Annotated in this window: 27 protein-coding genes; 14 read left to right on the top strand and 13 right to left on the bottom strand. The window is 57.0% G+C overall.

Annotation, left to right across the window (positions count from 1 at the left end; translation table 11 throughout):
* The first annotated feature begins 1 nt into the window (after position 1).
* The 3 genes from EAO82_RS09980 (at position 2) to EAO82_RS09970 (ending at position 2,345) form a co-directional block, all read left to right on the top strand.
* The gene (locus EAO82_RS09980; protein WP_096347564.1) at positions 2-478 is read left to right on the top strand and encodes a DUF1348 family protein; all 477 of its coding nucleotides are present in this window, start codon (positions 2-4) and stop codon (positions 476-478) included.
* Positions 479-628: 150 nt separating this feature from the next.
* Positions 629-1,456 (top strand): ammonia-dependent NAD(+) synthetase, encoded by an 828-nt coding sequence (nadE, locus tag EAO82_RS09975; protein WP_096347565.1) that lies wholly within the window; start codon positions 629-631, stop codon positions 1,454-1,456.
* A gap of 43 nt (positions 1,457-1,499) precedes the next feature.
* Complete coding sequence (locus EAO82_RS09970) at positions 1,500-2,345, top strand: substrate-binding periplasmic protein (RefSeq protein ID WP_231703321.1); 846 nt, start codon at positions 1,500-1,502, stop codon at positions 2,343-2,345.
* Here EAO82_RS09970 and EAO82_RS09965 read toward each other — a convergent pair whose 3' ends face one another.
* The 3 genes from EAO82_RS09965 to EAO82_RS09955 all read right to left on the bottom strand — a co-directional run bounded on the left by EAO82_RS09965 (position 2,346) and on the right by EAO82_RS09955 (position 4,216).
* Entirely contained in the window at positions 2,346-2,651 is a 306-nt protein-coding gene (locus EAO82_RS09965; protein ID WP_096347567.1) for a ribbon-helix-helix domain-containing protein, read from the bottom strand.
* A gap of 30 nt (positions 2,652-2,681) precedes the next feature.
* Positions 2,682-3,263 carry a DJ-1/PfpI family protein gene (locus EAO82_RS09960; protein ID WP_096347568.1) on the bottom strand — a complete coding sequence of 194 codons (582 nt, stop codon included), beginning with the start codon at positions 3,261-3,263 and terminating at the stop codon, positions 2,682-2,684.
* 74 nt (positions 3,264-3,337) lie between these two features.
* On the bottom strand, positions 3,338-4,216 hold the full coding sequence (locus EAO82_RS09955; protein WP_096347569.1) for an endo alpha-1,4 polygalactosaminidase: 879 nt from the start codon (positions 4,214-4,216) through the stop codon (positions 3,338-3,340).
* Positions 4,217-4,618: 402 nt separating this feature from the next.
* Between EAO82_RS09955 and EAO82_RS09950 the strand changes: the two genes are divergently transcribed.
* Positions 4,619-6,955 (top strand): TonB-dependent receptor, encoded by a 2,337-nt coding sequence (locus EAO82_RS09950; protein WP_174958818.1) that lies wholly within the window; start codon positions 4,619-4,621, stop codon positions 6,953-6,955.
* 9 nt (positions 6,956-6,964) lie between these two features.
* Positions 6,965-7,645, top strand: coding sequence for a Fe2+-dependent dioxygenase (locus EAO82_RS09945; RefSeq protein WP_096347570.1), 681 nt, complete (start codon positions 6,965-6,967; stop codon positions 7,643-7,645).
* 15 nt (positions 7,646-7,660) lie between these two features.
* Here the strand turns inward: EAO82_RS09945 and EAO82_RS09940 are convergent, their stop codons facing one another.
* Positions 7,661-8,497 (bottom strand): substrate-binding periplasmic protein, encoded by an 837-nt coding sequence (locus EAO82_RS09940; protein ID WP_096347571.1) that lies wholly within the window; start codon positions 8,495-8,497, stop codon positions 7,661-7,663.
* Between the two features lie 256 nt (positions 8,498-8,753).
* On the opposite strand from EAO82_RS09940, the gene EAO82_RS09935 reads away from it, so the two are divergent.
* On the top strand, positions 8,754-9,332 hold the full coding sequence (locus EAO82_RS09935) for a TIGR00730 family Rossman fold protein (RefSeq protein ID WP_096347572.1): 579 nt from the start codon (positions 8,754-8,756) through the stop codon (positions 9,330-9,332).
* 3 nt (positions 9,333-9,335) lie between these two features.
* Here EAO82_RS09935 and EAO82_RS09930 read toward each other — a convergent pair whose 3' ends face one another.
* The 5 genes from EAO82_RS09930 to EAO82_RS09910 form a co-directional block, all read right to left on the bottom strand.
* Complete coding sequence (locus EAO82_RS09930) at positions 9,336-11,534, bottom strand: OsmC domain/YcaO domain-containing protein (protein ID WP_096347573.1); 2,199 nt, start codon at positions 11,532-11,534, stop codon at positions 9,336-9,338.
* Between the two features lie 125 nt (positions 11,535-11,659).
* Positions 11,660-12,091: a DNA methylase gene (locus tag EAO82_RS09925; protein ID WP_096347574.1), complete on the bottom strand. Its 432-nt coding sequence runs from the start codon at positions 12,089-12,091 to the stop codon at positions 11,660-11,662.
* A gap of 242 nt (positions 12,092-12,333) precedes the next feature.
* A complete protein-coding gene (locus tag EAO82_RS09920; protein ID WP_096347575.1) occupies positions 12,334-12,627 on the bottom strand; it encodes a hypothetical protein in 294 nt (97 codons plus the stop codon).
* A 15-nt stretch (positions 12,628-12,642) separates the two neighbouring features.
* Positions 12,643-13,743, bottom strand: a complete 1,101-nt coding sequence (locus EAO82_RS09915; protein WP_096347576.1) for a DMT family transporter — start codon at positions 13,741-13,743, stop codon at positions 12,643-12,645.
* The gene (locus tag EAO82_RS09910; protein WP_096347577.1) at positions 13,740-15,110 is read right to left on the bottom strand and encodes a flavin-containing monooxygenase; all 1,371 of its coding nucleotides are present in this window, start codon (positions 15,108-15,110) and stop codon (positions 13,740-13,742) included. The genes EAO82_RS09915 and EAO82_RS09910 overlap by 4 nt, the downstream gene beginning before the upstream one ends.
* A 422-nt stretch (positions 15,111-15,532) precedes the next feature.
* Between EAO82_RS09910 and EAO82_RS09905 the strand changes: the two genes are divergently transcribed.
* A complete protein-coding gene (locus EAO82_RS09905) occupies positions 15,533-16,966 on the top strand; it encodes a sensor domain-containing diguanylate cyclase (RefSeq protein WP_096347579.1) in 1,434 nt (477 codons plus the stop codon).
* On the opposite strand, the gene EAO82_RS09900 is transcribed toward EAO82_RS09905, so the two are convergent.
* Complete coding sequence (locus tag EAO82_RS09900; RefSeq protein ID WP_096347580.1) at positions 16,911-17,816, bottom strand: LysR substrate-binding domain-containing protein; 906 nt, start codon at positions 17,814-17,816, stop codon at positions 16,911-16,913. The two genes, EAO82_RS09905 and EAO82_RS09900, sit on opposite strands and share 56 nt — an antisense overlap.
* Positions 17,817-17,935: 119 nt before the next feature.
* Here EAO82_RS09900 and EAO82_RS09895 point away from each other — a divergent pair, with 119 nt between their 5' ends.
* Positions 17,936-18,637, top strand: a complete 702-nt coding sequence (locus EAO82_RS09895) for an FMN-dependent NADH-azoreductase (protein WP_096347581.1) — start codon at positions 17,936-17,938, stop codon at positions 18,635-18,637.
* A 94-nt stretch (positions 18,638-18,731) separates the two neighbouring features.
* On the opposite strand, the gene EAO82_RS09890 is transcribed toward EAO82_RS09895, so the two are convergent.
* Positions 18,732-18,962: a hypothetical protein gene (locus EAO82_RS09890; RefSeq protein WP_096347582.1), complete on the bottom strand. Its 231-nt coding sequence runs from the start codon at positions 18,960-18,962 to the stop codon at positions 18,732-18,734.
* A 429-nt stretch (positions 18,963-19,391) separates the two neighbouring features.
* Here EAO82_RS09890 and EAO82_RS09885 point away from each other — a divergent pair, with 429 nt between their 5' ends.
* Entirely contained in the window at positions 19,392-19,814 is a 423-nt protein-coding gene (locus EAO82_RS09885; RefSeq protein ID WP_096347583.1) for an Sbal_3080 family lipoprotein, read from the top strand.
* A gap of 138 nt (positions 19,815-19,952) precedes the next feature.
* Here EAO82_RS09885 and EAO82_RS09880 read toward each other — a convergent pair whose 3' ends face one another.
* Entirely contained in the window at positions 19,953-20,339 is a 387-nt protein-coding gene (locus EAO82_RS09880) for a hypothetical protein (RefSeq protein ID WP_153274284.1), read from the bottom strand.
* Between the two features lie 35 nt (positions 20,340-20,374).
* Positions 20,375-21,199: an NYN domain-containing protein gene (locus tag EAO82_RS09875; RefSeq protein ID WP_096347585.1), complete on the bottom strand. Its 825-nt coding sequence runs from the start codon at positions 21,197-21,199 to the stop codon at positions 20,375-20,377.
* Between the two features lie 187 nt (positions 21,200-21,386).
* Between EAO82_RS09875 and EAO82_RS09870 the strand changes: the two genes are divergently transcribed.
* From EAO82_RS09870 to EAO82_RS09850, 5 genes are all read left to right on the top strand, one after another.
* Entirely contained in the window at positions 21,387-22,133 is a 747-nt protein-coding gene (locus EAO82_RS09870; protein WP_143520359.1) for a MauE/DoxX family redox-associated membrane protein, read from the top strand.
* Between the two features lie 106 nt (positions 22,134-22,239).
* Positions 22,240-23,046, top strand: coding sequence for an enoyl-CoA hydratase-related protein (locus EAO82_RS09865; RefSeq protein ID WP_096347587.1), 807 nt, complete (start codon positions 22,240-22,242; stop codon positions 23,044-23,046).
* 129 nt (positions 23,047-23,175) lie between these two features.
* Positions 23,176-24,018 (top strand): AraC family transcriptional regulator, encoded by an 843-nt coding sequence (locus EAO82_RS09860; protein ID WP_096347588.1) that lies wholly within the window; start codon positions 23,176-23,178, stop codon positions 24,016-24,018.
* 47 nt (positions 24,019-24,065) lie between these two features.
* Positions 24,066-24,653, top strand: a complete 588-nt coding sequence (locus EAO82_RS09855) for a LysE family translocator (RefSeq protein WP_096347589.1) — start codon at positions 24,066-24,068, stop codon at positions 24,651-24,653.
* A gap of 117 nt (positions 24,654-24,770) precedes the next feature.
* Positions 24,771-26,453 carry a methyl-accepting chemotaxis protein gene (locus EAO82_RS09850; protein ID WP_096347590.1) on the top strand — a complete coding sequence of 561 codons (1,683 nt, stop codon included), beginning with the start codon at positions 24,771-24,773 and terminating at the stop codon, positions 26,451-26,453.
* Positions 26,454-26,456: the final 3 nt, after the last annotated feature.

Genomic DNA, 26,456 nt, shown 5'->3' with positions numbered 1-26,456 from the left:
CATGTCTACCCCTGAAATTCGCCAACCTGTTCCGCCTTTTACCCGCGAGTCTGCCCTGTTAAAAGTCCGGTTGGCTGAAGATGGCTGGAACAGCCGGGACGCGGCAAAAGTGGCGCTGGCCTATACACCAGATACCCAATGGCGCAACCGCGCGGAGTTTGCGAAGAACCGCGCCGAAGCGCAGGCTTTTCTCGAGCGTAAGTGGAACAAGGAGCTCGAGTATCGCCTGATCAAGGAGCTATGGGCCTTCACCGATAACCGTATTGCTGTGCGCTATGCCTATGAATGGCACGACGATTCCGGCAACTGGTTCCGCTCCTACGGCAACGAGAACTGGGAGTTTGCCGAGAACGGCTTGATGGCCCATCGCTTCGCCTGCATCAATGATCTACCCATTGAGGAGTCCGAACGCAAATTCCGCTGGCCACTGGGCCGCCGCCCGGATGATCATCCAGAGCTTTCGCAGCTTGGTTTGTGAAGTGAGCATTTGTAGCGACAATGCTAGCCCTGTGTAAGGTTCTGACATGCCAGATAACGAACTGACTCTTGGTGTCGGCACTAACCTCGTTTATGGTGTCGAACTATCAGGTCATTGATTCTTTTCGTGTCGAATACCAAGGAGACAAGCATGAACACTGCGTCAAGCCGTGGCGCTGAAATTCGCAGCGCTTTGCAGGTGAATTCCAAGCTTGAGAACGACGTTGAACTCAAGATGGAGCTTGAGCGACGTATCGATTTCATTAAAGACACCGTACAACGCTCCGGGACTAAAGCGCTGGTGCTCGGGATCAGCGGCGGTGTGGACTCGACTACCTGTGGCAAGCTTTGCCAAATTGCCGTCGAATCGCTTCGCCAGGGCGGCTACAACGCTACCTTCTATGCCATGCGCCTGCCCTATGACGTGCAGCATGATGAGCACGACGCCCAGTCAGCGGTGGATTTCATCAACCCGGATCAGGTGCGCACCGTCGACATTCAAAGTGCGGTCGACGCGTTGATGGAGAACTTTGCTGATGAACAGGCTGACGCGGGCAAGCGTGATTTTGTTAAAGGCAACGTCAAGGCGCGTACCCGTATGGTTACGCAATATGCGTTGGCCAACTTCGTCAATGGCCTGGTGGTGGGTACCGACCATGCCGCCGAAGCGGTGATGGGCTTTTTCACCAAGTTTGGTGACGGCGCCTGTGACCTCGCCCCACTGACCGGGCTGACCAAGAGCCAGGTACGGCGCATTGCTGCGGAGCTGGGTGCGCCTGCGTCACTGGTCGGCAAAGTGCCAACCGCCGACCTTGAAGAATTGAAGCCTGGCAGACCGGATGAAGATGCCTATGGTCTGACCTACGAGCAGATTGATGCTTTCCTGCTGGGTAAGGCGGTGGACGACGATATCGCTCGTCAGATCATCGAGCGCTATGATGCGACCGAGCATAAACGCCAGGTGCCTCTGACACCTTGATCTGCAGGTGCGAGGGCGAGGTGCCGGGGATCGCCGGTCTGCTATGCTCCTTGAAACCAAAACGAGGTCTGCACGGATGACGATCTTGATTGGCGCTGTCGCAGCTCGTCCTGTGTTACCAGGCGGCTGCTTGGCACTCGTTCTTGTTGTGCTGGCTTGCTGGCCCAGTCTGGCGGCAGCCGAATGCGAGAAAAGCGTGCGCTGGGACGATGACCCACCGTTCAGCATGCAAATGCCTAATGGAGATATTGCGGGAATCGATGTCGAGCTCAACCGCGCAGTGCTTGAGCATTTGGACTGCAAGGCCACCCTGCACAAGTTGCCCTGGGCAAGAGCGCTAAGGGAACTGGAGCTGGGCCGGCTGGATATTCTACCCAGCGCCTTTCGGCGACCGGAGCGCGAAAAGTTTGCGCACTTCTCCGGCGCCGTTATCCCTGCCTCGCACAACATTCTGTTTATGCATGAACGGGCGCTTGCAAAATGGCCCGTCTCTCGCCTGATTGATCTGCGAGATACTGAATTCCGACTTGGCGCGCAGATCAGGGTGTATTACGGATCTGACTTTCAGGAAGTCATGAACGACCCCGAATTTGCCGCGAGGGTAACGATCCTGGCCAAACGCGAAAACCTGTGGCGCATGCTGGACAGAGGGCGAATTGACGGCGTCATTGCCAACGAACATACCGGCGCCTATGAGATCCGTCAGCTCGGCCTGGGCAGACAAATCAAAGCGACTAAGGTTGTGGTGTCCCATGAGCCAGCAGAGGTAGCGTTCAGCAAGGAATCAAACGATCCGGACTTTGTTCGGGACTATGCAGAGGCGTTACAACAACTGGTTGCCGATGGCAGCTATAAGCAAATTGTGCGGCGCTACGTACCGGCGCAATAGTCAGCCCGCCGAGGCACGCACCACCGACAAGGGCACCGGACGCGCTTCGCGCTGAGCCAGATAGCGAGTACAGCTCACCCGCAAAAACGAGGCGAAGTTCTCTACTTCGCCGCGTAGTTCCATGATTTCCTCGTACAGCTTGGTAATCAACTGGTTGGTGGTCATGCCATCGACCTCGGCGATTTCCTGGAGTATCTGCCAGAACTGATTTTCCAGCCGCAGCGTGGTGACCACGCCGCGGATGCGCAGGGAGCGGGAACGCGATTCGTACAGAATTGGATCGGCTTTGACGTAGAGCTCACACATGCGGCCACCCCTGATGATTGTTTATCCGAACTAGAGCGTTATCTGGGCGCCCAGCAGTTTTACAAACGCGGCCAGCCAGGCGGGATGCGATGGCCAGGCGGGCGCGGTGACCAGGTTACCTTGAGTGTGGGCCTGATCCACCGGGATATCCATATAAGTACCACCAGCGAGCTTCACATCGGGGCCGCAGGCCGGATAGGCACTGCACTCGCGACCTTTTAACACGCCAGCTGCGGCCAGAATCTGCGCACCATGACATACGGCGGCGATGGGCTTCTGCGCCTTATCGAACTGCTGCACGATTTCGATTACCCGTTCGTTCAAACGCAAATATTCCGGGGCGCGGCCACCAGGAATCACCAGACCAACATAGTCTTCGACTTTGACCTGATCGAAATCGTAGTTCAAAGCAAAGTTATGGCCGGGCTTCTCAGTGTAAGTCTGATCACCTTCAAAGTCGTGAATGGCGGTGCGTACGGTGTCCCCGGCTTTTTTCTCCGGACATACCGTGTCAACTTGATAGCCGAGCATGGTCAGGGCCTGAAACGGCACCATGGTTTCATAGTCTTCGGTGAAGTCACCGGCCAGTAACAGCAATTTCTTAGCGGTCATGTTTCGCCCTCCTCTATTGGTGCGTTCAGCATGCACCTGTATGAAGGCCTGCGGGTAACAGGCGGCTACTACAATCACTGGTTCTGGCAGGTCACCCGAAAGCTATCGTCCAGGGCAACCGGCAAAACCAGGGTACTGAACTGCAGTTTGTTGGCGGCACTGCAAAGCCCCTCTACGGACCTGTCACTCAGGGAAAGGCCGCCATCTTCCTCCGGGTATTCGGCATGCAACACCGGTTTGCCGGCCTGGATAAACGGCAACAACAGGTCGCACTCGTTGTATTGAAAACACTGTTCGTTGATCGAAAAATCATAGTAATCCACCAGCGCCTCCACCTGCTCGAGATCGTTCTTCAAACCCACCCCGAGGCCGCGCTGGCGCGCCTGATTGGCGATAAACCGATTATAGGCGAGCTGGTCTTCGGCGCTCAGGTCAAAGCCTGTGGGCTCAAGATAGCCCTGGACGTTATCCGGTTCGACCGCATCGCAGCCCTTCTCGGCTGCCAGGTCCAACCGCTCGGTCATGATCCTGCGGACGTTGTTCGAGCGGATGTCCAGCCAGCGTTCCTTGGGCCAACCCTCCAGGCCATTACCCAGTTCGCTGCGGTCGAACTGGTGACGATCCGAGCGATAATTTTCGAAGGAGCCGGCCGAGAAGTAACAGATCACCTTGCGATCTTGCGCCTGCAGCGCGCTGATGGTGGCTGCGGGCGTATTGAACAGATCGAGATTGTAGATATCCGCTACATAGTTCGTGTTCAGCGGGTGATTGTCATCTACCAGCAATTGCCATTGCCAGGTCGCCGATACGGGCGGCTTGTACCAACTGCCCTGCGTAACGGGCGCCACCTCAACAGGCGGGGCCTCGTTTCGATCGGTCGGCAAAGCGTTGGCCGCCTGGCCAATGGCGAGGGGCAGTGCGCAAGCGGCCCGAAACCACTTCAGCTTCTGCATTCGCCCTCCTCAGTTTCTGTTTTCGATCATTGCCGTTGCGGGTCAGCTCCGCTCCTCAAGCCCGCCATCACCACAGTATAGGTGGCTCTAGCCTCAGACGTAGCGGGGTAGGAATACTTGAAAGCCCACCCCGTCAGCCCTGCCTTTTATCCTTCAAAATGAGCTACCCGTTGAGGAAACTGGGAAGGCAGGTTGTGTAATACGGAAACATATTGCTAACGAGAAACGTTTGCACTTGGACAATTACCTTTATATCTTCCGCTTTTGACAGCGCAGAGAATGCTGGCCCGGCGGCAATATGGACCAACCCAGCGCGTCAACAAAGTTAAAATCTGCCATTACTCTAAATACGCGCTTGAGCACAGTACTTGGCGTGTAGGGTTATTAAAAAGGACTCAGACAATGCCCGCTTTCAATAAAAAGCCTCTCCCTGAAGCACTGGACGCTCTGACCAGCGCTACAAAAGGATCATCGTTCAGCCGCAGCTCTCTGGCCGCCAGCGTATGTATGCTGACGGCACTCAGCGCTCCCGCTTACGCGCAGACCAGTGAAGCGCCTGCAGCCGAACTCGAGACAGTGACTGTAACCGGTTATCGCGGTACGCAATTGGACGGGGTTAAAACTCCACGCAGTGTTCAGGACACGCCGCGCATCGTGACCGTATTGACCAGTGAATTGCTGGAAGATCAGAACGTTACCGAGCTGCGTAGCGCCCTGCGAAATGTATCTGGCATCAGCCTGCAAGCCGGTGAAGGCAACCCGCCCGGTGGTGACCAATTGAAGATACGCGGCTTCAACGCCCGCGACGACCTGAATGTGAATGGCACGCGCGACCTGGGCAACTATTTCCGCGACCCCTTCTATGTCGACCAGATCGAGGTGATCAAGGGCCCCAACTCGGCGTTTTCTGGCCGCGGCTCTGCCGGCGGCACCATCAACTTTGTGACCAAGAAGCCGCTGCTGGAGGACCGCAACCGGATCGAAACGTCGATAGGCACCGATAGCCTCACGCGCCTGACCGGCGATTTCAATCGCCGTATCGACGAGAACAGCGCCTTCCGCCTGAACGTCATGCATCACGGCCAGGACGGCCACGGCCGCGATGTCGTTGAACAGGATCGTCACGGCCTGTACGGCGCCTATATCTGGGGCTTGCAAGGCGACACTCAGGTTGAAGTGGATTTCCTCCACACCCGCCAGGACAACATCCCGGATCAGGGGATTCCGATTGACCGTGAAGGCTTCAGCGGCGATCCAGGCGAACTCGGCAGCAATGGCCGCACCCCAGGCGGACAGCGCGCCAGCGATGGTTACTACACCGGCGAGGTGCCCCCAGGGCTGGATTACAGCAACTACTATGGCCACAGAGACGATTACCAGAAAATCGACGTGAATCAGCTTGGCCTGGCGGTGACGCACTACCTCAATGAGAATCTGAGTCTACGCAACCAGTTTCGCGTCAGCCAGGTAGAGAATGATTCAATCACCTCGTCGCCACGCATCAAGATTCCAGAGGCAGCCTGGGGCAGCGGAGATTTCTCTCAAGCCGAAGTTCAAGGCGACCTCAAACCACGCGACCAGACCGACAGATCTTTCTTCAACCAGACCGATCTGCTTATCTCCTTTGATACCGGCAACATCAGCCACGATCTAGTGGTGGGTGCTGAACTCGGTTACGTGGATATCGAGAACGACCGCCGCCCTGACCAGAGTGGCCCGCGCACCTCTTTGTACGATCCGGAACGCCGCGTACGACCTGAGGCCTATTACGATGGTAGCAGCCACCGTCTGGAATCCGAGCAGTTAGGTCTTTACGTTCTGAATGTCGCGGCCTTGTCTCCGCAATGGGATCTGCACACCGGCGTGCGCTGGGACCGGGTAGAAATGACCGCGACAGACAAAGGCTACGCCGAACCTCTGGGTCCCATTTCGCGTACCGATTCGGAGTTCAGCGGTAATCTGGGGCTGGTGTTCAAGCCGACCGCCAACGGCACTGTCTACGCCTCGGTAGGCACTGCATTTGATGTTACCGGCACCTTTGACCGCGGCCTGGTACAGCTTGCCGGTGGCGGGGATGCAACCCAGGGCGGCCGTGAAGATATCGTCGACGTGAATGCCTTTGATACCGACCCAGAAAAAACTGTTGCTTACGAGCTAGGCACCAAGTGGACTATCGCCAACAATCTGCTGGTGAGTGCAGCATTGTTCCGTACCGACAAGACCAACGCGCGTACACCGGCACTAGGCGGTGGCGATCTGCTTAACGTGCTGGACGGCGAACAGCGGGTAGAGGGTTATGAAGTCGGCGCCATGGGTAGCCTGGCACCTGGCTGGGACCTTTATACCAGCTACACCTATATGACATCAGAAGTACGCAGCTCCAACAATCCATGGGAAGTGGGTTCAAGCCTCGGTGGTACGCCAAGGCATACCTTCAACCTGTGGTCTGATTATGATCTGACGCCAAGGTGGAGCATCGGTGGCGGCATGGAGTACGTGGATAGCCAGGTCAACAACGTCAACTCCGAGCCAGGTGCGCGTCGGCGCCAGGTTGAGATTGATGGCTACTCGGTATTCCATGCATCTACCTCTTACCGTTTCACCGATCAGTTGCAGGGGCGTTTAAATATGTTCAACCTGGCTGACAAGGAATATATTTCCCAATTGGCCGAGGGTGGCGCACAGGGCATTCCCGGCCCCGGTCGCCATGCTATTGCGACACTTCGCTACGACTTCTAATGTGAAACGATGATTGTCACTTTTGAAAATGTAATCACCCCTGAGGAACTGGCGACCATGCGTCGCCAGTTGCTGGGTGCCGAATGGGCCCGGGGCATCAGCGCCGGCCCACAGGCCCAACAGGTGAAGAAAAATTTGCAGCTCTCCGAGCAATCGGAGGTACTGCACGATTTGCGGATTGTGGTCATGCGTGCGCTGAACCGCACGCCGGACATCATGAGCGCGGTGCTGCCTTTCAAAATCATCCCGCCGAACTTCAATCGTTATACCCCGGAAGACAGCCACTACGGTAAGCACACCGACAGCACCTTGCGGCTGTTACCAGACGGCAGCTATCTGCGTACCGATGTCTCGGCCACGCTGTTTCTCTCCGATCCCGATGAGTATGACGGCGGCGAGCTGAAGATCTCGGATACCTTTGGCGATCAAACCATCAAGCTTCCCGCGGGAAGCCTGGTTACCTACCCTTCCGGCAGCTTGCATGAAGTCTGCCCGGTCACCCGCGGTGAGCGTCTGGGTTGCTACATGTTCATGCAGAGCCTGATTCGTGATACGGAAAAGCGCCGTCTGCTATATGAAATGGACAACTCCCTTCGCCAACTAAGAACAGAGCACGGCGAAGCACAGCCTGAGCTGGTGGCTCTGACAGGCACCTATAACAATCTGGTCAGGATGTGGTCAGAGTGCTAGGCGTCTAGTCACTAACTAATCGCCGGCCAAAACGCCATACTTGGCGGCTATTGTGCGATAAACGCCGTTCAGCTGCAGCGTATTCAAGGCCTGGTTGAAGCGCTCAAGTAACAACTCTGTCTGAGGGTAGTTTCGCGAGGTCATGAGATAGTTGTAGCCAACATCCAGGGTGCTATCGAGGGTACCGAAATAGGCTTGGTCTTCCTCTGAAAAGGTCCTGCGGATGATGTCCCAGCCTACTGTTTCAACGGCAGGAACCAGGTCGACCCGGCCAGCATGTATCTTTCTGAAATTCAGCTCTTCGCTTGAAGCAAGCGCAAGAGGCAGTCCAGCCGCCGAAAATATACTTTCGTAATAGTAGCCACGCACGCCTCCCAGCCTGTATCGGCTGAGCTCGCCAAGATCAGTGAAGTTTTTTGGAATATCAGACTCAACCTTGCTGTAATAAAATAGTACGGTTCGCTTGGCATACAGCGGCTGTGAAAACAGAAATTTTTCCTCGCGCTCCTGCGTTGGCACATAAGGCATCGTCGCCCATGCCTGGAGAGATTCCACAGCAAGCTCGCACCGTGGCCAGGGCATAAAACGCAGCTCGATACTAACGCCCATTTCCTTGGCTATTTCCTGTAGTAATTCAGTCAGAAAACTATTCTGCGGGTCCTTGCTGATGTAGGGCGGGAGTTCGCTGGTGGCGATCGTCAACACCTGCGGAGCAGCATGGCCAATAGCACAGTTCAACCCTGCCAGGCTCAGTGCTCCGTAGAAGCAAAGGAACCTGATACATCTGGCGGTGACTTGCGAGGTAGTTCTTCCTTGTCTGTCCACCTGCGCTCCCAAAGCAGAAGTCTGCATTGTCGCTGCCGTACAAGCTACCCGTGCAGCGGGAGTGATTGTAGCAAATATGCGCTGGCCGCTATCTTCGAGCAGTATAGACAGCCCAAGAATTGGCAACGTCGGCCGACACAAATTCACACAGGACTGCCAATGCTATTGGGGCAGTCTCATTTCTCCGTCATGACAAAAGACGCCGCTTTAGGGTAACGTCACTGGCTTCATCGACAACCCCCCTTTTGGGTATTTCACACCCTTCGATACTTGAGGATCCCCTTTGAGAATTTGCGTCTTCTGTGGCTCCAGCTCGGGCAATCAGTCCCTGTATCTTGACGCCGCTCAGCAGTTGGGCACCACGCTGGCCAAGGCCGGCATCACCCTGGTATATGGCGGGGCGCAGGTTGGTTTGATGGGCGCCGTGGCCGATGCAGCAATAGCTGCGGGTGGCGAGGTGATCGGCGTCATCCCCCGTCATCTGGTCGAGCGGGAACTGGCGCACACAGGGCTGACCGAGCTGCGCGAAGTGGGTTCCATGCATGAGCGCAAGGCGATGATGGCCGATCTGTCCGATGGCTTTATCGCTCTGCCCGGCGGCGTAGGAACCTTTGAGGAGCTGTTTGAGGTCTGGACCTGGGCCCAGCTGGGCCATCACCAGAAGCCCTGTGCGTTGTTCAACGCCGGCGGCTATTACGACAAACTGATCGCCTTCCTTGACCACGCGATGAACGAGGGCTTTATGAAGCAAGCCTACCGGGAGATGCTGATCGTCGCCCCGGACGTTGAGTCGCTGATGGCCAAGGTCGAAGCCTACGAAGCGCCGAAGGTGGCAAAGTGGATGGACAAGGAAGAAAGGTAAGCTTTAGGCCTTCGACGCCCCCGCGGCCCGCGCCATGTGCAGCTTCTTGTAGCTCTCGATCAAACGCTGATGCCTTTCGAGACCGTCCAGCTTCATGCTGGTCGGTGTCAGGCCATGGAAGCGCACACTGCCGTCCATTGAGCCGATAACAGCGTCCATTCGCTCGTCGCCAAACATGCGACGAAAGTTAGGCTCGTAATCGTTCAGATCCAGCTCATCGTCCAGTTCCACTTCCAGCACCACATTCAGCGCCTGATAGAACAGCCCGCGCTCGACGGTGTTGTCATTGAACTGCAGGAAGGCTTCGACCAGTTCCTTGGCTTCTTCAAACTGCTGCAGGGCGAGGTGAACCAGCAGCTTCAGCTCCAGTATCGTCAGTTGGCCCCAGGCGGTGTTGTCGTCAAACTCGATGCCGATCAAGGTCTTGATGTCGGTGTAATCGTCCAGTTCGCTCTCGTCCAGGCGTTCGATCAGCGCTTGCAGGCTTTCGTCGTCGAGGCTGTGCAGGTTGAGGATGTCCGCGCGGAACAGCAGTGCCTTGTTGGTGTTGTCCCAGATCAGGTCGTCGACCGGGTACACCTCTGAGTAGCCTGGTACTAGAATGCGGCAGGCGGTGGCACCCAGGTCGTCGTAGACGGCCATGTAGACTTCCTTGCCCAACTCTTCGAGGATGCCAAACAGGGTGGCGGCCTCCTCGACATTGGCGTGCTCGCCCTCGGCGGAAAAATCCCACTCGACGAATGCGTAATCGGCCTTGGCGCTGAAAAAGCGCCAGGAGACCACGCCGCTGGAGTCGATAAAGTGCTCCACGAAATTGTTCGGCTCGGTAACGGCCTGGCTTTCAAAGGTCGGCTGCGGCAAGTCGTTCAAACCCTCGAAGCTGCGGCCCTGTAACAGTTCCGTCAGGCTGCGTTCCAACGCCACTTCAAAGCTCGGATGCGCACCGAAGGAAGCGAACACGCCACCAGTGCGTGGATTCATCAGGGTCACGCACATCACCGGGAATTCGCCGCCCAGCGAGGCATCCTTGACCAATACCGGGAAGCCCTGATCTTCCAGCCCCTGGATGCCGGCGAGAATGCCAGGGTATTTTGCCAGTACGGCTTGCGGCACGTCCGGCAGGCACAGCTCGCCTTCGAGAATCTCGCGCTTGACCGCACGTTCGAAGATTTCCGACAGGCACTGCACCTGCGCCTCGGCCAGGGTGTTGCCGGCGCTCATGCCGTTGCTAAGGAACAGGTTCTCGATCAGGTTGGAGGGGAAAAACACCTCCTGGCCGTCGGAGTGGCGCACATAGGGCAGCGCGCAGATACCGCGCTCGGTGTTGCCGGAGTTGGTATCGATCAGGTGCGTGCCGCGCAACTCGCCGTCAGGGTTGTAGATCTCCAGACAATAGTCGTCGAGGATCTCTTTCGGCAGAGCACCTCTTCGGCCCGGCTTGAACCAGCGCTCGTTCGGGTAATGCACGAAGGGCGCGTTGCCGATCTCTTCGCCCCAGAACTGGTCGTTATAGAAGAAGTTGCAGTTCAGCCGCTCGATAAACTCGCCCAGCGCCGAGGCCAACGCCGCCTCCTTGGTCGCGCCCTTGCCGTTGGTAAAGCACATCGGAGACTGCGCATCGCGGATATGCAGCGACCAGACGTTGGGCACGATATTGCGCCAGGAAGCTATCTCGATCTTCATGCCCAGGCCGGCAAGAATACCGGACATATTGGCGATGGTTTGCTCCAGCGGCAGGTCCTTGCCCAGAACCCGAGTACCCTCGCCCGCTGCCATTGGCATCAGTAAGGCCTGGGCGTCGGCGTCCAGATTTTCCACCTCTTCGATAATGAAATCGGGACCGGTTTGCACCGCCTTTTTCACCGTGCAGCGGTCAATCGAGCGAAGAATACCCTGACGATCCTTGGCAGAAATATCAGCCGGCAGCTCGACCTGGATCTTGAAAACCTGCTTGTAGCGGTTCTCAGGATCAACGATGTTGTTCTGCGACAGGCGAATGTTGTCAGTGGAGATACCACGCGTGTCGCAGTAGAGCTTTACGAAATAAGCCGCACACAGCGCCGAAGAGGCGAGGAAGTAATCGAACGGCCCCGGCGCCGAGCCATCACCCTCGTAGCGGATGGGTTGATCAGCCACCACCGTGAAGTCATCGAACTTGGCTTCAAGTCGAAGGTTGTCGAGAAAGTTGACCTTGATTTCCATGGGGGGCACCAGAATGAAGAGCGAAACGAATTGGCCGCCATTATCCGGCTTTTGAGCGGGAAGTCATGTGCTGGTAGTCGGCGTAGCTATGTACTGTGCGGCGAGACGACAGTGTTGTTTGGCGCTCAGTACCAAACGGGTCCAGCTTCACGCATAAAGATCTCGACGGTTTTCGGACCGACGCCTTCAAATGCGTTCAGGCGTTTTTCCAGGTCCGCACGGTTGTCGCTGAGCTGGTGAATAACACTCATTTTGCCCTGATACTCGTCATTCAGCTTGACGCAGAGTTTGTGCAGGCGCGTAGCTGTGGATTCGTCATAACGAGCGTAGCCGCCCTCGCCGAGCATCCTGACCAACTCTCGATGGGAGCAATTGCCGAGTTTGCGCGGAGTATCGCGCTGATGTTGTTCGATGATCACGCGGTAGGTTTGTACGGCGATGTTCTGCTGAATGCGCTTGCCGAACAGAAAACTGGCGATAAACCATTTGAATAGTGCTTGGTCGTTACCCTGGCTCAGGTCCAGGCCGATATCCGCGGCGGATACGTGCTTTGCCATGCTTCACCTTGATTAACGTTAATGGCTCAGGTCAGGCTTTGACTGGTAAAAGGCAAACCCTGTTCCTGGCCGTGCCCCTGGCGGGGCGTTTAACGCTTACAGCTTGGTGACGAAGGTGCGGGCCTGGTACAGCGCCAGGCCACTGAGCACGATAATCACGCCGACGGCGAGCATATCAGCCCCCGGAAAACCCCAGAAATCAGACATGGTAGCTCCTTGGTTGTAGTGGGTAACGGTTGCGGTTAGACCAGCGCGGTATCACGCATGCGTTGCCGGCCAAAGTCGTTGAGGCGGAATTTGAACAACACGCGGCCAGCGCCGAAATAGGCCTGATCGTCGAGTTTTTCTTCCACGCTTTCGATAATGCCGCTGGAGAACAAATCCGTCAGGGTGACGCGGGTGTTACCGCGCCAGTAGGGTCCGCTCAGGCTGTATTCAGCCATCACCGCGTCGGTGATTTGCCAGTCCCAGATGCCGGCATCCTGCTCGGCATTGATCAGTTGCAGGATGCGGCCTTTCATATGCAATTTAGTCATGCGGTGCTCCTGTGATCACGAGTTGGCCGCGTGAGCGGTAGTCGTTTTGCTGTCGGTGGAGACGGCGCGTACCACTTCAAGCACTTCGTCATTCTCGGTATACATGACGAAACCGCCGGTCACGAACAGCACCAGGCCAGCCAGGAAGTTCCAGGCGGGCAGATCCAGGGTGAATGCGGCGAGGAAGATCACTGCAAACAAGCCATACAGCGCGGCAATCGCTTGCCCACGCCCTACCCCGATCAACGGGAATGACTTGTACCAGGAGACGTAGCAGAAGGCGAAAGTCACGCCCGCCAGCGTCAGCCAGCCGATAGCTGCCCAGTTGAAGGTCGCGACCACCAGATCCACCACCGGTTGATCAGTGAACAGGTAGATTGCAGGCAGAATCAGGACCACCCAGTAGAGGACTTCCGCAGTAAAGCGCACGGTTATACCCACATCCGGGTCAGCCACATCAAGCCCACGGCCAGCAATGGCACCTTCGATCCCCCAGCCCAGCGCAGCCATGGCACCACCGAGGTAGCCCAGCCAGCCCGCGTCACCAGTACCGGTCAGCTCACCGATAATACCTGGTGCATATACCGTCACGCCGCCAGCCAGAATGATGAAGATACCCAGCGCGGCACGCCGGGTGATCTTCTCCTGATACCAGAGTCTGGCCAGCGTGGCGCCGATGATCGGGTACATCAATGCGGAAATGGCCGCAAAGGCCCCGCCGATATAGCCCATCGCCAGATACGAGCCAAAGATCGCCATCGGCCCACCAAAGATGGCGCCAATGAAGAACCACTTGGAGATGTAACGCATCTGCCGGATGGTGCGCAGATACTCACCCCACTTGCCCAATACCCCGTTCCAGACGAACAGGAAGAACAGCACGGCAATCGCGTTGAACGTGGTCAGCACCGCCGCCGCGAGCAGGAATTCGGCGTTGGTGTCGTAGCTCAGGTCGATATACGGCGCTTCGAACCAGACTGCGGAGCCAGGTACATACCAGGCGCCCCAGAGCACGGCGCACCATAACGCCCACATGAAGCCCCAACGAATGCTGCTGGAGGTGAAGCGCGAGCGCGCCTGGCTCAGGGTTGGCTGGTTAGAGCTGGACAAACTCATGCGCTTTCCTTGGCTGGCTGGGCTTGCTCTTCAGCAAGGAAGGCTTCCAGCGAATCGTCCATCGCATCCATCCAGCGCGTGTGATGCACGGGCGCCAGCGTACCGGTCAGTGTCGAGCGATAGCTCTTGTTGCGGTAACCGAGTATGTCCGCTTCCTTGTGGTGCTCCCACTCCTTGAAGATCTCGGCCACGCCGGTCACGTCAAACGCTGGATAGTCGGTAGGCTCAAGCAGATCGAGGATGTAGGCCGCCTGGAAATCGATCGCCTCGAAGGGATTGGCAACCTGCTCTTCACGGCTAACCCATTCGTTGCAATCGGCTTCCATGGCCGCAGCCGCTGGCAGCTTGATGCGATCAAGTATCAGATCGCGGGCGTACCAGGCCTGCGCGTCGAACATGTTGAAGGTGTAGTACTGATCCTGCATGCCAAGGAACATCAGCTGTGGGCTGGCCAGGGAAACGATGCCTTTGTACAGGCCTTCAGGGTACAGCCGGTTGTGCGTGGTCAGGGTCAGCTCGTTGGGCAGGAACGGGAAATGGTGCTGATACCCGGTGCACAGAATGATCGCGTCGACCTCCTTGCTGGTACCGTCCTTGAAATGGGCGGTCTTGCCGATCACCTCGGTCAGCAGCGGCACTTCGGCGAAGGACTCCGGCCAATCAAAGCCCATGGGCTGTGAGCGATAGCTGAAGGTGACCGATTTGGCCCCGTATTTGTGGCACTGGGTACCGATGTCTTCCGCGGAATAGCTACTACCGATCAGCAGCAGATCCTTGCCTTCGAATTCAACCGCATCGCGGAAATCATGCGCATGCAGTACGCGGCCAGGAAACTGCTCCAACCCTTCAAAGTAAGGCGCGTTAGGCGTGGAGAAGTGCCCGGTGGCGACGATCACATGATCGAACTCTTCGGTACTCAGCTCATCCTGTTTGAGATCGCGCACGGTGACTGCGAACTTGCCTGTCGCTTGATCCTGGTCTACCCAGTGCACGGCGGTATTGAAGCGAATGTACTGGCGTACATTACTCTTGGCCACGCGCCCCATGATGTAGTCGCGCAGCACGGCGCGCGGCGGATAGGACGGGATGGGCCGGCCGAAATGCTCTTCGAAACTGTAATCGGCGAACTCGAGGCATTCCTTCGGGCCGTTGGACCACAAGTAACGGTACATGCTGCCATGGACCGGCTCGCCGTAAGCGTCGAGGCCGGTGCGCCAGGTGTAATTCCACAGGCCGCCCCAGTCGCTTTGCTTTTCATAGCAAACGATTTCAGGAATGTCGGCACCGTCGCGGCGGGCTGCTTCGAAAGCACGTAGTTGGGCCAGGCCGCTTGGGCCGGCGCCGAGAATGGCGATTCTTAAAGTCATAAAGACTCCTGTTTACAGGCGATGCATCGTGCGCCAGGCGAGAGAGGCCCGGGCGCACGATAAAAAACGCAAAAGCGCGCAGCTCAGCCTGTAAAAGGCCGGCCATCAGGCTCCGCAGTAAGACGCACACAATGGGATTTAACCGAAGGTGCTATGTGATGAAGGCAGCATCTGTTTGATGAAACAGACGGCCGGTGGCGGGCAGGCCGCCGAGATGGAACGCGAGATCTCGAGAATACGCCGGAAGAAAGCGCTCGAACTGGTCAAGCAGGAGAAAATACTTGATAACTCATATGCCAGGACGGGCACCTTAACACATTTGGGGTGTCGGCGTTTTGGTTGGTGCGGCATTTGCGCGGTAACGAACAATGAAACATTATCGCGCTAGCGAACTGCGCCAACGTGTCCGTATAGTAATTGGCATGACCACACACCCTTATCTGCCCCACGAAAAACTACTGGATCTGCTCCTGGACGTAGTATGCATTGTGGATGTTGAAGGTCGCTTTCTCTCGGTTAGCGCCGCCAGTGAGCGTGTTTTCGGTTACCGGCCGGATGAAATGATTGGCCGCACCGCCTTCGAATTTATTCATCCGGATGATCGCGATGCCAGCCGGGCGCTGGTTGAGCGGATTAATTCCGGCGAACCCTCCCATGATCACGAAAACCGATACGTTCACAAAGATGGGCACATCGTGCACATCATGTGGTCTGCTCAATGGCTTGAGGCAGAGCAGGTGCGAGTCGGCGTGGCGCGGGATATAACCGCGCGCAAGCGGGCCGAAGCGATGCAGGCTGCGCTGTATACCGTATCCGAAGCGGCGCACACTGCTGGTGATTTGCAGACGCTCTACGCTCAGGTGCATGAAGTTATTGGCCGCCTGTTACCGGCCGAGAATTTCTTCGTGGCTCTATACGACCCGGCCATCGATGAACTGAGTTTCCCGTACTATGTTGACCAGTTCGACCGCCCGCCGCAGCCCCAGCGGCTGGATTCAGGCACGCTTAGTGCTGAGGTCATCCGAACCGGTGAAGCTGTGCTGCTCACACCTGAAACCGCCGAGCAGACCCTGGCGAAAATCGGCAGCGTCGCAGGCAAGCATTCCTTGGACTGGCTGGGAGTACCGCTGGAAGCGGGCACGGAGATCATCGGCGCTCTGGTGCTGCAGAGCTATTCCGGCGCGGTGCGTTACACCGAGCAGAACAAGGAGCTGCTGCAATTCGTCTCAAGCCAGGTAGCCACCGCTATAGAGCGCAAACGCACGCACTCGCGCCTGGAGTTTCTAGCGCGCTACGATCACCTGACCGAGCTGCCCAACCGGGCGCTGTTTCTGGACCGCCTGCAAAACTCGCTGCAAAGAGCCCAACGTGACGACTTACGGCTGGCAGTGCTGTATCTCGACATGGATAACTTCAAACAGATCAACGACACCTTCGGCCACACCACCGGGGATCGGTTGCTGCAGGAAGTTGCCCAGCGCCTCAAGCAGTGTGTGCGGGAGTCCGACACCATTGGCCGGTTGGGCGGCGACGAGTTCGCTGTTTTGCTGGACAACATCGGTAAACGCGAAGACGCCACCCTGGTGGCCGACAAGATTATCGCCACACTGAGCAATCCGTACATCCTGAACGACAAAACGGTCATCAGCTCGCCCAGCCTGGGTATCGCCATATACCCAGAGCACGCCGATGATGAACTGGAGCTGGTTCGACTTGCGGATGAAGCCATGTACGTGGCCAAACGCGATGGCGGCAAGCGCTTCAAGATTGCCGCCATTACGGCCATAGCCAATGACCAGCTTAACCCGACAACGTACACAACCCGCCCGGCACCGACATCACCCAATCGCGAATAGCCAGAATCGTCGGATCGTTCCGGCGGCTTTCCGGGTACACCAGATAGAAGGGTTTACCTTCAAACGCCGGGCCAAAAGGCTGAACCAGACGCCCCTCTCGCAGTTCATCCTCAATCAACGGACGACTCATCAGCGCCACACCCTGGCCGCCAATGGCAGCGGATACGGCATGAGTCTCGTCGGAAAACACCAATCCGGCACTGACGTCCAGCCCAGGCACCTTTGCCAGCTTCTGCCACGCCGCCCAGTCGATGGGCGACGATACTGCACCCTCGTTGCGAAAGTGGATCAACGAATGCGAGGCAAGCTGAGCTACATCGTGCAACCCAAGATGCGGGCTGCAGGTAGGGATAAAGGTGTTATCGAACAGCTTTTCTGCCACCAGACCCGGCCAGCGACCGTCACCATAGCGAATAGCCAGGTCCGCCGTTACTCCGTCCAGGGCGACCGGCTCATGGGACGCATGAATGCGCAAATCGATATCCGGATGTGACTCGCGTAACAAGCAAACCCATGACAACAACCAACGCACCGCAACAGCTGGCGTTGTTGAGAGCGTGACCGCCTGACGACAGGGCACTGCGCTTAGGCGCTCAACTGCAGTACTGATGCTGTCGAACGCAGACTCCAGCACTTCTTGCAGCTCCCGCCCCTGAGCCGTCAATTCCAGCTGTCGGGGCTTGCGCACAAATAGCGAAACGCCTAGCGCCTCTTCGAGCCCGCGGACCTGGTGACTGATAGCGGTAGCTGTGACGGACAGTTCCAACGCCGCCTGCTTGGCGCTCTCATGCCGAGCCGCGGCTTCAAACGCCCGCAACGCAGAAAGGGAAGGTAAACGGCGATGAGTCATGAGTGAATTCCTCTCACCTGTAGCTGAAAGAAAAGATCGTTTGTCGCCCATAGAGGGCCGGCCTAGTCTGAGCTTGCGATTAATTACAGATGAATTCAACTCTAAACAGGAGGCACACCATGCCACATATTCTGCACATAGACGCCAGCGCCCGCCCCGGCTTTGCCGGTAAGGACAATCACGGCTCCCACAGCCGCAATCTCAGCCACCGCTTCGTCAGCCAGTGGCAGTCCCGCCGTGCGCAAGACAGCCTTACCTACCGCGACATTGGTCAAAACCCACCGTCCATAATCGATCATGACTGGATCGCAGCCGCCTTCACGCCAGAGGAAAAACAGGAGCCCTGGATGGCAGATGTGTTGGCCGAAAGTGATGAATTAACCGGTGAGTTGATTGCTGCGGATATTCTGGTGATCGGCACGCCGCTATATAACTTCGGCATGCCCGCCGCGCTCAAGACCTGGATTGATCAAGTCGTACGCATGGGCCGGACGGTGGATGTCGATGAAAGCAATCCACTCGATCCTTATGTCGCCAAGCTCGCGGACCGACCGAGACATGCTGTCATCCTCACCGCCAGAGGCGGCGTGGGCTTCAACCCGGGTGGGGAGATGGCGCACATGAATCACCTGGAACCCAATCTGGCGACCGCCCTGGAGTTTATCGGGATCACCCGCTTTCACTATATCGCTATCGAAGGACAGGAAGTGGGTGGGGAATTGCTGGCTGAATCGGTAGCGGATGCAATGCAGCAGGTCGACACTCTCGTTGACGAGCTGCAGGCAGCTTTTGCAGAGGCCCCGCACCTGGAAACGGTATGAGGACACTGGGTTGGGGCGTCAACTCGCTTAGCCACGCAAGGCTTTGACGTGTTGGCGCTCCCATAGCGTGACTGCCAGCAGCGCCGGCATGCAATCAGGTCCTGGGTTTTGCTAACCCAAATAGTTTGCCTACCTTCGAGTAGCAATACGCGAGTACCGACTCTCTTTCACGCTCGGCCTGCTCGGAATCAACAGGCTCGCGAACAAGCCGCTCAAGCAGCGTTGTGGCTGTCTCGGGGGTCATTCTGTTCAGGTCGGCGAATTCTGCCAGTAGCTTTTTATTTGAGAGAATTATCTCGGCTTTTTGTACTACTTCGGAATCCATAAAACTCCCTGGGTTCGAGTAACAACGTACCAGGTCTCAGTCCACGTCGTGCATCTCAGTGACGTCCGCCAAGCCTATGTGGGTGGCCATATGCCATTTGGATAAGTTAACCGCTTCACCCAATAAAGGCCACTTTTTCCGTTCAGAAAAAAGTCTTTCGACTTAGAACTTCGTAGATTATCTTGGACTTTTCCCAAGGGACTACCTTACCCTTGAAGCCAAGCAAGGGAATGCAGCCAGCCTTCACTCAGACACGGATAGTCTCGGACAGATAGTCTCGGACGGAAAGTCTTGGACGTATAGTCTCGTATCTATTTATCTGTTCTTCCCCGCTTACTTTAATACCGAATCCTGCGCCCCGCTCGCGCAGGACCCGGCCACGTCCTGCCCTCTTTCTGGGCCTCAGTAGTCTCGAACCGGAATATAAAAATGAAAAAAATACTCTCCATTACCGCACTTGCCTTGCTGGGAGCCGGGTGTACCTCTATTCAAGTCCAACCGATAAGCACACAGACAATGCCCGAGCAAATATGCATCGAAGAAAACCCCAAAGTGATTGTTGCCGATTTCCTCAGCGTTGTGAGAAGCCGAATCGAGTATCACGACATTGGTACTCAAGTATTTGAAAACGAGATACCCGCCGGCTGCGAGTACACGATGACCTATACCGCGCTGAAAAATTGGGACGTGACCACATACCTGCATCACGCAGAGCTCCGCTTGGAGCACCACGGAAGAAAAGTCGGCTTCGCGCAGTATCACCTCAAGGGTAAAGGCGGATTGGATCTGACGAAATGGAAAAGTACGAAAGCAAAAATGGATCCTGTCGTGGATGAGTTGCTCGGCAAGTGACGCGCTCGCAGCTCGAACAGCAGCGTTCTCAACGCGCGTTATCTGTATTGACCAACCTTGGCCGTGCGGCAATCACCTAAGAGCACCAATCAAAAAAGCGCTAGAGCGTAAGCGGCTTCTGGCGTGTCATCCGACACTTTAATACGGTACGCGGCGGATGCGCTTTATAGCTCTCCAGCCGCATAGCAAAACCAGGATCACGAGAGTTAGCAAAAAGTGCATTACGTGCAAGAACAGAAAAGCCAGGTCAGAACCTTCGTGATTAAGCTGGCTGGTAGGTTTGATCCCCTCAAAAAGAGCCAAGAAAAAGATCATTGTTAACAATAACAGCATTGCTATCTGGGTTTTTCGCCAAGGTGTGGCTAGAAGTATTGCCAACGCGGGAAGGAAGGCTGCCGAGGAAAAGCCAAGCTCACCAGATGTCGCCGGATAACGAGGATCGCCAATAAAACAGACCACAAATAGCGGGACGCACATTGCGAATGCGGTGATTATCGCAGCAGCAGCTCTTAGGCGTATATCCAACAACTTGCCTCCAGCCTTCATCTAGGGGGACGGGATCATCCGCTCTTCACGTCCGCCAACACTACAAACCATCCCGCTCCCGCTTCCTGTTTCAATTCCAACAAATCATAGGTCTTCACCATGTCCAGCAACCCGGAATGCCCGTAGGTCTTGGGGGAAAAGGCTGGATCAGTGCGCTTAAGGTATTGCCCGAGCGCGCCCAGGCCGACTTTACCCTCGGATGATTCGCTGGCCAGCAGAGTGACTGCCTCCACCACAAAACGGGGTCGTTGCTTGACCGGTGGTTTGTTGGTTTCCTTGGCGAGATCTTTAACCAGCTCTTTGCTCGGCTCTACCTTCGGGGCTTTGGGCTTGGCGGCGGACTCCAGTTTCACCGGGGCTTTTTCTGCCGAATCGCTAGTGCCATCGGGATCTGCATCATCAGCCGACCATTCAAAAAACTGGTCGCTAGCGTTACGAAGTGCCTGCGGCGTTTTCGCTTCGCCGACTATGCACACGCGCGAGCCGCGCTCGCGTAATTTGCGGCACAGGTAGGCGAAGTCGGAGTCACTGGTAACCAAGCAGAAGGTGTCGGCGCGTTGGTCAAACATGGCTTCAAGCGCGTCCAGCGCCAGCGCGATATCAGCGGTGTTCTTGCCCGAAGCGTACTGGTACTGCAGATGCGGCGTGAACGCCTGGCGAACCAAGGCTTCCTGCCAGCGATTTGCCAACGTGGTGTGATTGCCGTAGCCGCGGCGCAACGCCACGCGGCCAAACTGGGCGGCAACGCGCAGTGCGTAAGGAAGGATTTCCGGCGGAACGTTATCGCAGTCCACCAGAATCGCAACTGTAGCCTCGGTTCCGTTAGTTAAGTCCTGCATGGCAGTCGACCTGGAGGTGGTATTCATGGCGTCCTTGTTTTGAATACGGAATTAGTTCTGACGTTAGCCGCAAGTCGCCATGAGGTAAAGCGTTTCAAGCTGCGCTCGCCCCTTGAGGGAAACCAATGGAACCTAAGCCGGATCGCCGTGCCACAAGAAGATGCCCACAACACTAGAGGAGTAGTCTATGACTCAGGCAAAACACGCCACGCTTTACCGCATGGTCATGAAAAAGCACCTCTGCCCATTTGGTCTGAAGTCGCTTGATCTGCTCAGGCGGCAAGGCTACAGCGTGGACGACAACTGGCTGACCAGCCGCGAAGAAACCGACGCATTCAAGGCCAAGCATGATGTTGATACCACCCCGCAAACCTTTATCGGCGAGCAGCGTATCGGCGGTTACGACGATCTGCGCCGGCATTTTGGCAAAGAGGTAAAGTCCGCCGATGATACCAGTTACAGACCGGTCCTGGCGGTATTCGGGGTTGCCGCACTGCTGGCGTTGGCGGTGATCTGGATGGCCGGTGGGGCGCTGCTGAGCCTGCGAACTGTCGAGCTGTTTATCGCTTTCAGCATGTGCATTCTGGCGCTGCTCAAATTGCAGGATATCGAGAGCTTTTCCACCATGTTTCTCAACTACGATCTGCTCGCCCGCCGCAAAGTGCCCTACTCCTATATTTATCCCTACGCCGAATTGTTTGCCGGCGTGTTGATGGTAGCCGGGGCCTTGCTGTGGCTTGCCATTCCGGTAGCTCTGGTTATCGGTACCATCGGGGCGGCGTCAGTATTCAAGGCCGTGTACATCGATAAACGCGAGCTTAAATGCGCCTGCGTTGGCGGCGGCAGCAGTGTGCCGCTGGGTTTTGTATCGCTGACTGAAAATCTGATGATGATGGCTATGGGGTTGTGGATGTTCAGATACTTTGGCGGTTGATTTACCAGCAGCTGGATTGACCACCATTCAACCAGCTTATGCGCCCTGCTGCCGCGACCCAAACAGGTATATTCGTAGCCACTGATTTTTCGACTACGGAGGCACCATGACATTGCCCGCTACCAACGACATCATTCTGGCTGAACGCTGCGGCCCCACACTGGTGTTGACACTGAACCGGCCAGACAAGCGCAACGCGCTTGAAACGACGATGTACATATTGCTGGAAAAGCATATCGACGACGCGCTGGCAGATCCGCAAATCGCCAATCTGGTGCTGCGCGGCGCCGGTGACTTCTTCTGTTCGGGTGGTGATCTACGCTCGCTGGAAACCCGTGCTGCCCTGCCCGTCGAGGAACGTGCGGCGCTGATCCAGCGCCTGCATGATCTGGTGCTGAAATTGAAGTTCTGCCCGAAGCCGGTGATTGCTGCCATTGAGGGTGGCGCCGCTGGGGCCGGAGCATCGCTGGCATTTGCTGCTGACCTGATCGTGGCGGCCAGCGGCAGCTATATATCCATGGCTTACGTCAAAGCCGGGCTGGTGCCAGATGGCGGCGGCTCGGCTTTTCTTGCCCAGTCCTTACCCCATCAGTTAGCCGCAGAGATTGCCTTGTTTGGCGGACGCTTGCCGATAGAACGGTTTCAGCAGGCGGGTGTAGTTAACCGCGTGGTCGAGCCGGGAACGGCTTTGCAGGTCGCGCTGGAGCTAGGCCAGCAATTGGCCGAGGGTGCGCGGGCATCGCAGAGCGCGATCCTGCAATTGCTCGGCCCCGATCAGGACGCATTCAGAAAGCAACTTGACCATGAAAAACAGCTGATGGCGGTCGCTTTGGGTGGTGCAGAGGCAGCAGAAGGTATTGCCGCCTTCAAGGAAAAACGTGCACCACGCTTTCCCCAACCGGGCAGAGGCTGAAACGCAGTTGCTCACCGGTCTGCAGAAATGCGGATGGGGCTGACCCCAACCGCATTTGCACAAATCTTCCAGACACCCCCGCCCCACGCGTTATGATGCGGTAGACCCACTTCTACCGGCTTGATGCCCATGAGCACACGTAACTGGATTGATCTCAAACAGGATGCCGACACCGGCATTGAGACCATTCGTGCGCATTTTGAGGGGCATGCCTACGACCCGCACTGGCACGACAGCTATCTGGTCGGTTTTACCGAGCAAGGAGTACAACGCTTTCATTGCGGGCGACAGCTTTATGACAGCGTGCCGGGCAAGGTCATTTTGCTTGAGCCAGGCGAGATTCACGATGGCGAAGCACCCACTACAGATGGCTTCACCTACTCCATGCTGTATCTGGATCCGCGCTGGCTGGAACAGGAGCTGCGTAGCCTGTTTGGCGATGCGCCTGAAGACTGCGTGCCGGCCATGAGCATGACCGTGGCACAGTCGCCAAAACTGATTTTTGCTATCGCCAGTACTTTTCAGACCCTGCATCAGCAGGAGCTACGCATTGTGCGCCAGACGGCGCTGGACTACCTGCTGACACAGCTGACCAGCCAAATGCACTGGCGTCGACGGACCGAAACCGACCCACGCATGCCGCAGGTGGCCCGGCAGGCACGGGACTACCTGCACTCTCATCTGCAGGACGATGTCAGCCTGACCGATCTGGCCAGCCTCACAGGCGTCGACCGCTTCCGCTTGAATCGTGCCTTCAAGGCTGCCTTCGGCCTGGCGCCACACGCTTACCTGGTGCAACTGCGACTGGCCCAGGCGCGTCGCAAGTTGGCCGCGGGCGAGTCGCCGGCACTGGTCGCCGCAGGCCTGGGGTTCGCCGACCAGAGCCACTTGGGGCGTTGGTTCAAACGCGCTTACGGCTTGACTCCAGCAGCATATCAACAGCGCTGCACGCACCTTCCAGACGGCCGTTGAACAGGCGCGGAGAATAACTCCCGACAACTAATCTCGGGAGATTCATCGTGACTCATCTGCTGCCTTTTCTGCTTTTTGCCTTTGTGGCTTCCATCACGCCTGGCCCGACCAACCTTCTGGCGATGAGCAACAGCGCGCGCTTCGGCCTGCGCGCAACCTTACCCATCATCGCCGGGGGTTGTCTGGCATCGGCCGGGCTGGTCCTGGCGGTGGGTATTGGTCTGGGCCAGACGTTATTGGAAGTGCCGGTAGCGGCCCAGCTACTTGGCTGGGCAGGCGCGCTCTGGCTGACCTATCTGGGTTGGCAAATCGCTCATGCGCCAGCAGAAGTCGAAACTGATACGCATACAGCACAGCCCTTGAGTGGCTGGGTGGCGGCGCTGATGCAACTGATCAATCCCAAGCCCTGGACAGTCGCGCTGGCGGTGGTCAGCGTCTTTATGGCCAGCGCCAACGCGCCCGCCTGGTTGCTGGCGCTGTTGTTTCTGTTGATGGCCATTCCCTGCATGCTGCTCTGGGCCTGGCTGGGCATGCAAGCGCAGGCGCGCCTGAATTCACCCAGCCAATTGCGCCGGTTCAATCAGTTGATGGGGCTGTTGCTCGCCCTGTCAGGCTGGCTTGGTTTGCTGGGGTAGCTGAAAAAACCGTCCGGAAGGAGTTTCTTTCGTGGTTTTCTTCTTCAGTAACCTTCGACGCTGCCGATAGACAAGCAACGGCATGTGTATGACTGCCGACCTCTCGGAGAGAAGCACGTGCGCATGTCCCTTAAATCGAAAGTCGTCCTGCTGGCTCTCGTGCCGGTCATTCTTTTTGCCCTGGTACTGAGCGGCGCCGCCGCGAAGATCCTGAATAATCTGGCCGAGCATGAGCTGGAAACCACCCGCGAGCGGCTGATGGAAGAAAGCCGCACTGAGCTGCGCAACTACATCCAGATCGCCATTGGTTCGGTTCAGACACTTTACGAAAACGCCAGTGACGGCGATATGAGCAGCCGCGCGCAAGCCATTGCCGTGCTATCGAAGATAAAGTTCGGCGAAGACGGCTACTTTTTCGGCCATGATTCCGACGTGGTCAGACTCTTCCGCGGTGACAGTCCGGTAGACGTCGGCAACAGCCTGGTTAACCGCCAGGATTCGAACGGCGTTTATATCAACCGTGAATTGGTTCGCGTAGCAAAAGATAACAGCTACTACGTCAATTACTCCTCGCCGTTACCCGGCAATGAAGCAGTCACGGTGCCGAAGTTGGCTTACAGCTATTACCTGCCCAAATGGGATATGGCTATAGGCACAGCCATCAACCTGGATGGTATAGACGCACAACTCGCCGAAGTGGAAGCAGCCATCAGCGAACGCGTGAACACCATTATTACCAGCATCCTGGTGATCGCGACCGTGCTGTTGATTGTCTTTGGCATCGCAGGGGTCATCCTGGCCAACACCCTGCTGCGCCCACTGCAACAGATCAAGAGCAATCTGGACGACATTGCTGAGGGTGAAGGCGATCTGACCCGCCGGCTACCCGTGACCAGTAATGACGAAATTGGTGAGCTGGCGACCTCGTTCAACCGCTTTGTAGACAAGGTACACGGGCTGGTACGGCAGACAGTGGAGATGACCGGCCAGCTAACGGTGCTGGTTGCAGACGTATCGTCCCAGGCCCAGCGTTCCGACGCTGCCATGGGTAAACAGCGCAGCGAGACCGAGCAGGTCGCCGCGGCCATCAACGAGATGTCCTCTGCGGCGCAGGAAGTGGCCCGAAGCGCCCAGGGCGCAGCAGAAGCGGCGCAACAAACTGATCGAGAAGGCCAGGATGCCAAAGCCATCGTTGATGGCAGTATCGCCAAGATTCATACCCTGGTGCAGGACATCCGCAGCAGCGGCAGCACGCTGGATACTCTGCAAAAGGATGTGCAGTCGATCGTCAGCGTGCTGGGCGTGATTCGCTCGATAGCCGAACAAACCAACCTGCTGGCGCTGAACGCAGCCATCGAAGCCGCCCGTGCCGGTGAAGCAGGCCGAGGTTTTGCGGTAGTGGCTGATGAAGTCCGTGCGTTGGCCAGCCGTACCCAGCAGAGCACCCAGGAGATTCAGGGCATGACCGAGCGCCTGCAACAGGGCACGGAGGCTGCGGTCGTCTCAATGCGCCGCTCCAGCGATGCCGGTGAAGTCACCAGCGAGCACGCCAATAAAGCGGGCATGTCACTGGATGCCATCGCACGACTGATCGGCACCATCAACTCCATGAACGCGCAGATCGCCAGCGCCGCGGAGGAGCAAACGGCCGTAGCGGAAGAGATCAATCGCAGCGTGCATCAGATCGCCACAGCAGTAGAAAGCGTGGCAGATGAAACCGCCAATGGCGCCAAGACCGCTCGCGATCTGTCGTCACTCGGCGATCGTTTGGGCTCATTGGTGGGTCAGTTCCGCATTTGATAC

It is taken from the genome of Halopseudomonas pelagia (genome assembly GCF_009497895.1).
Lineage (GTDB): Bacteria > Pseudomonadota > Gammaproteobacteria > Pseudomonadales > Pseudomonadaceae > Halopseudomonas > Halopseudomonas pelagia_A.
Note: the sequence above shows the minus strand (reverse complement) of the source record. Positions and strands in the feature narration are given on the sequence as shown.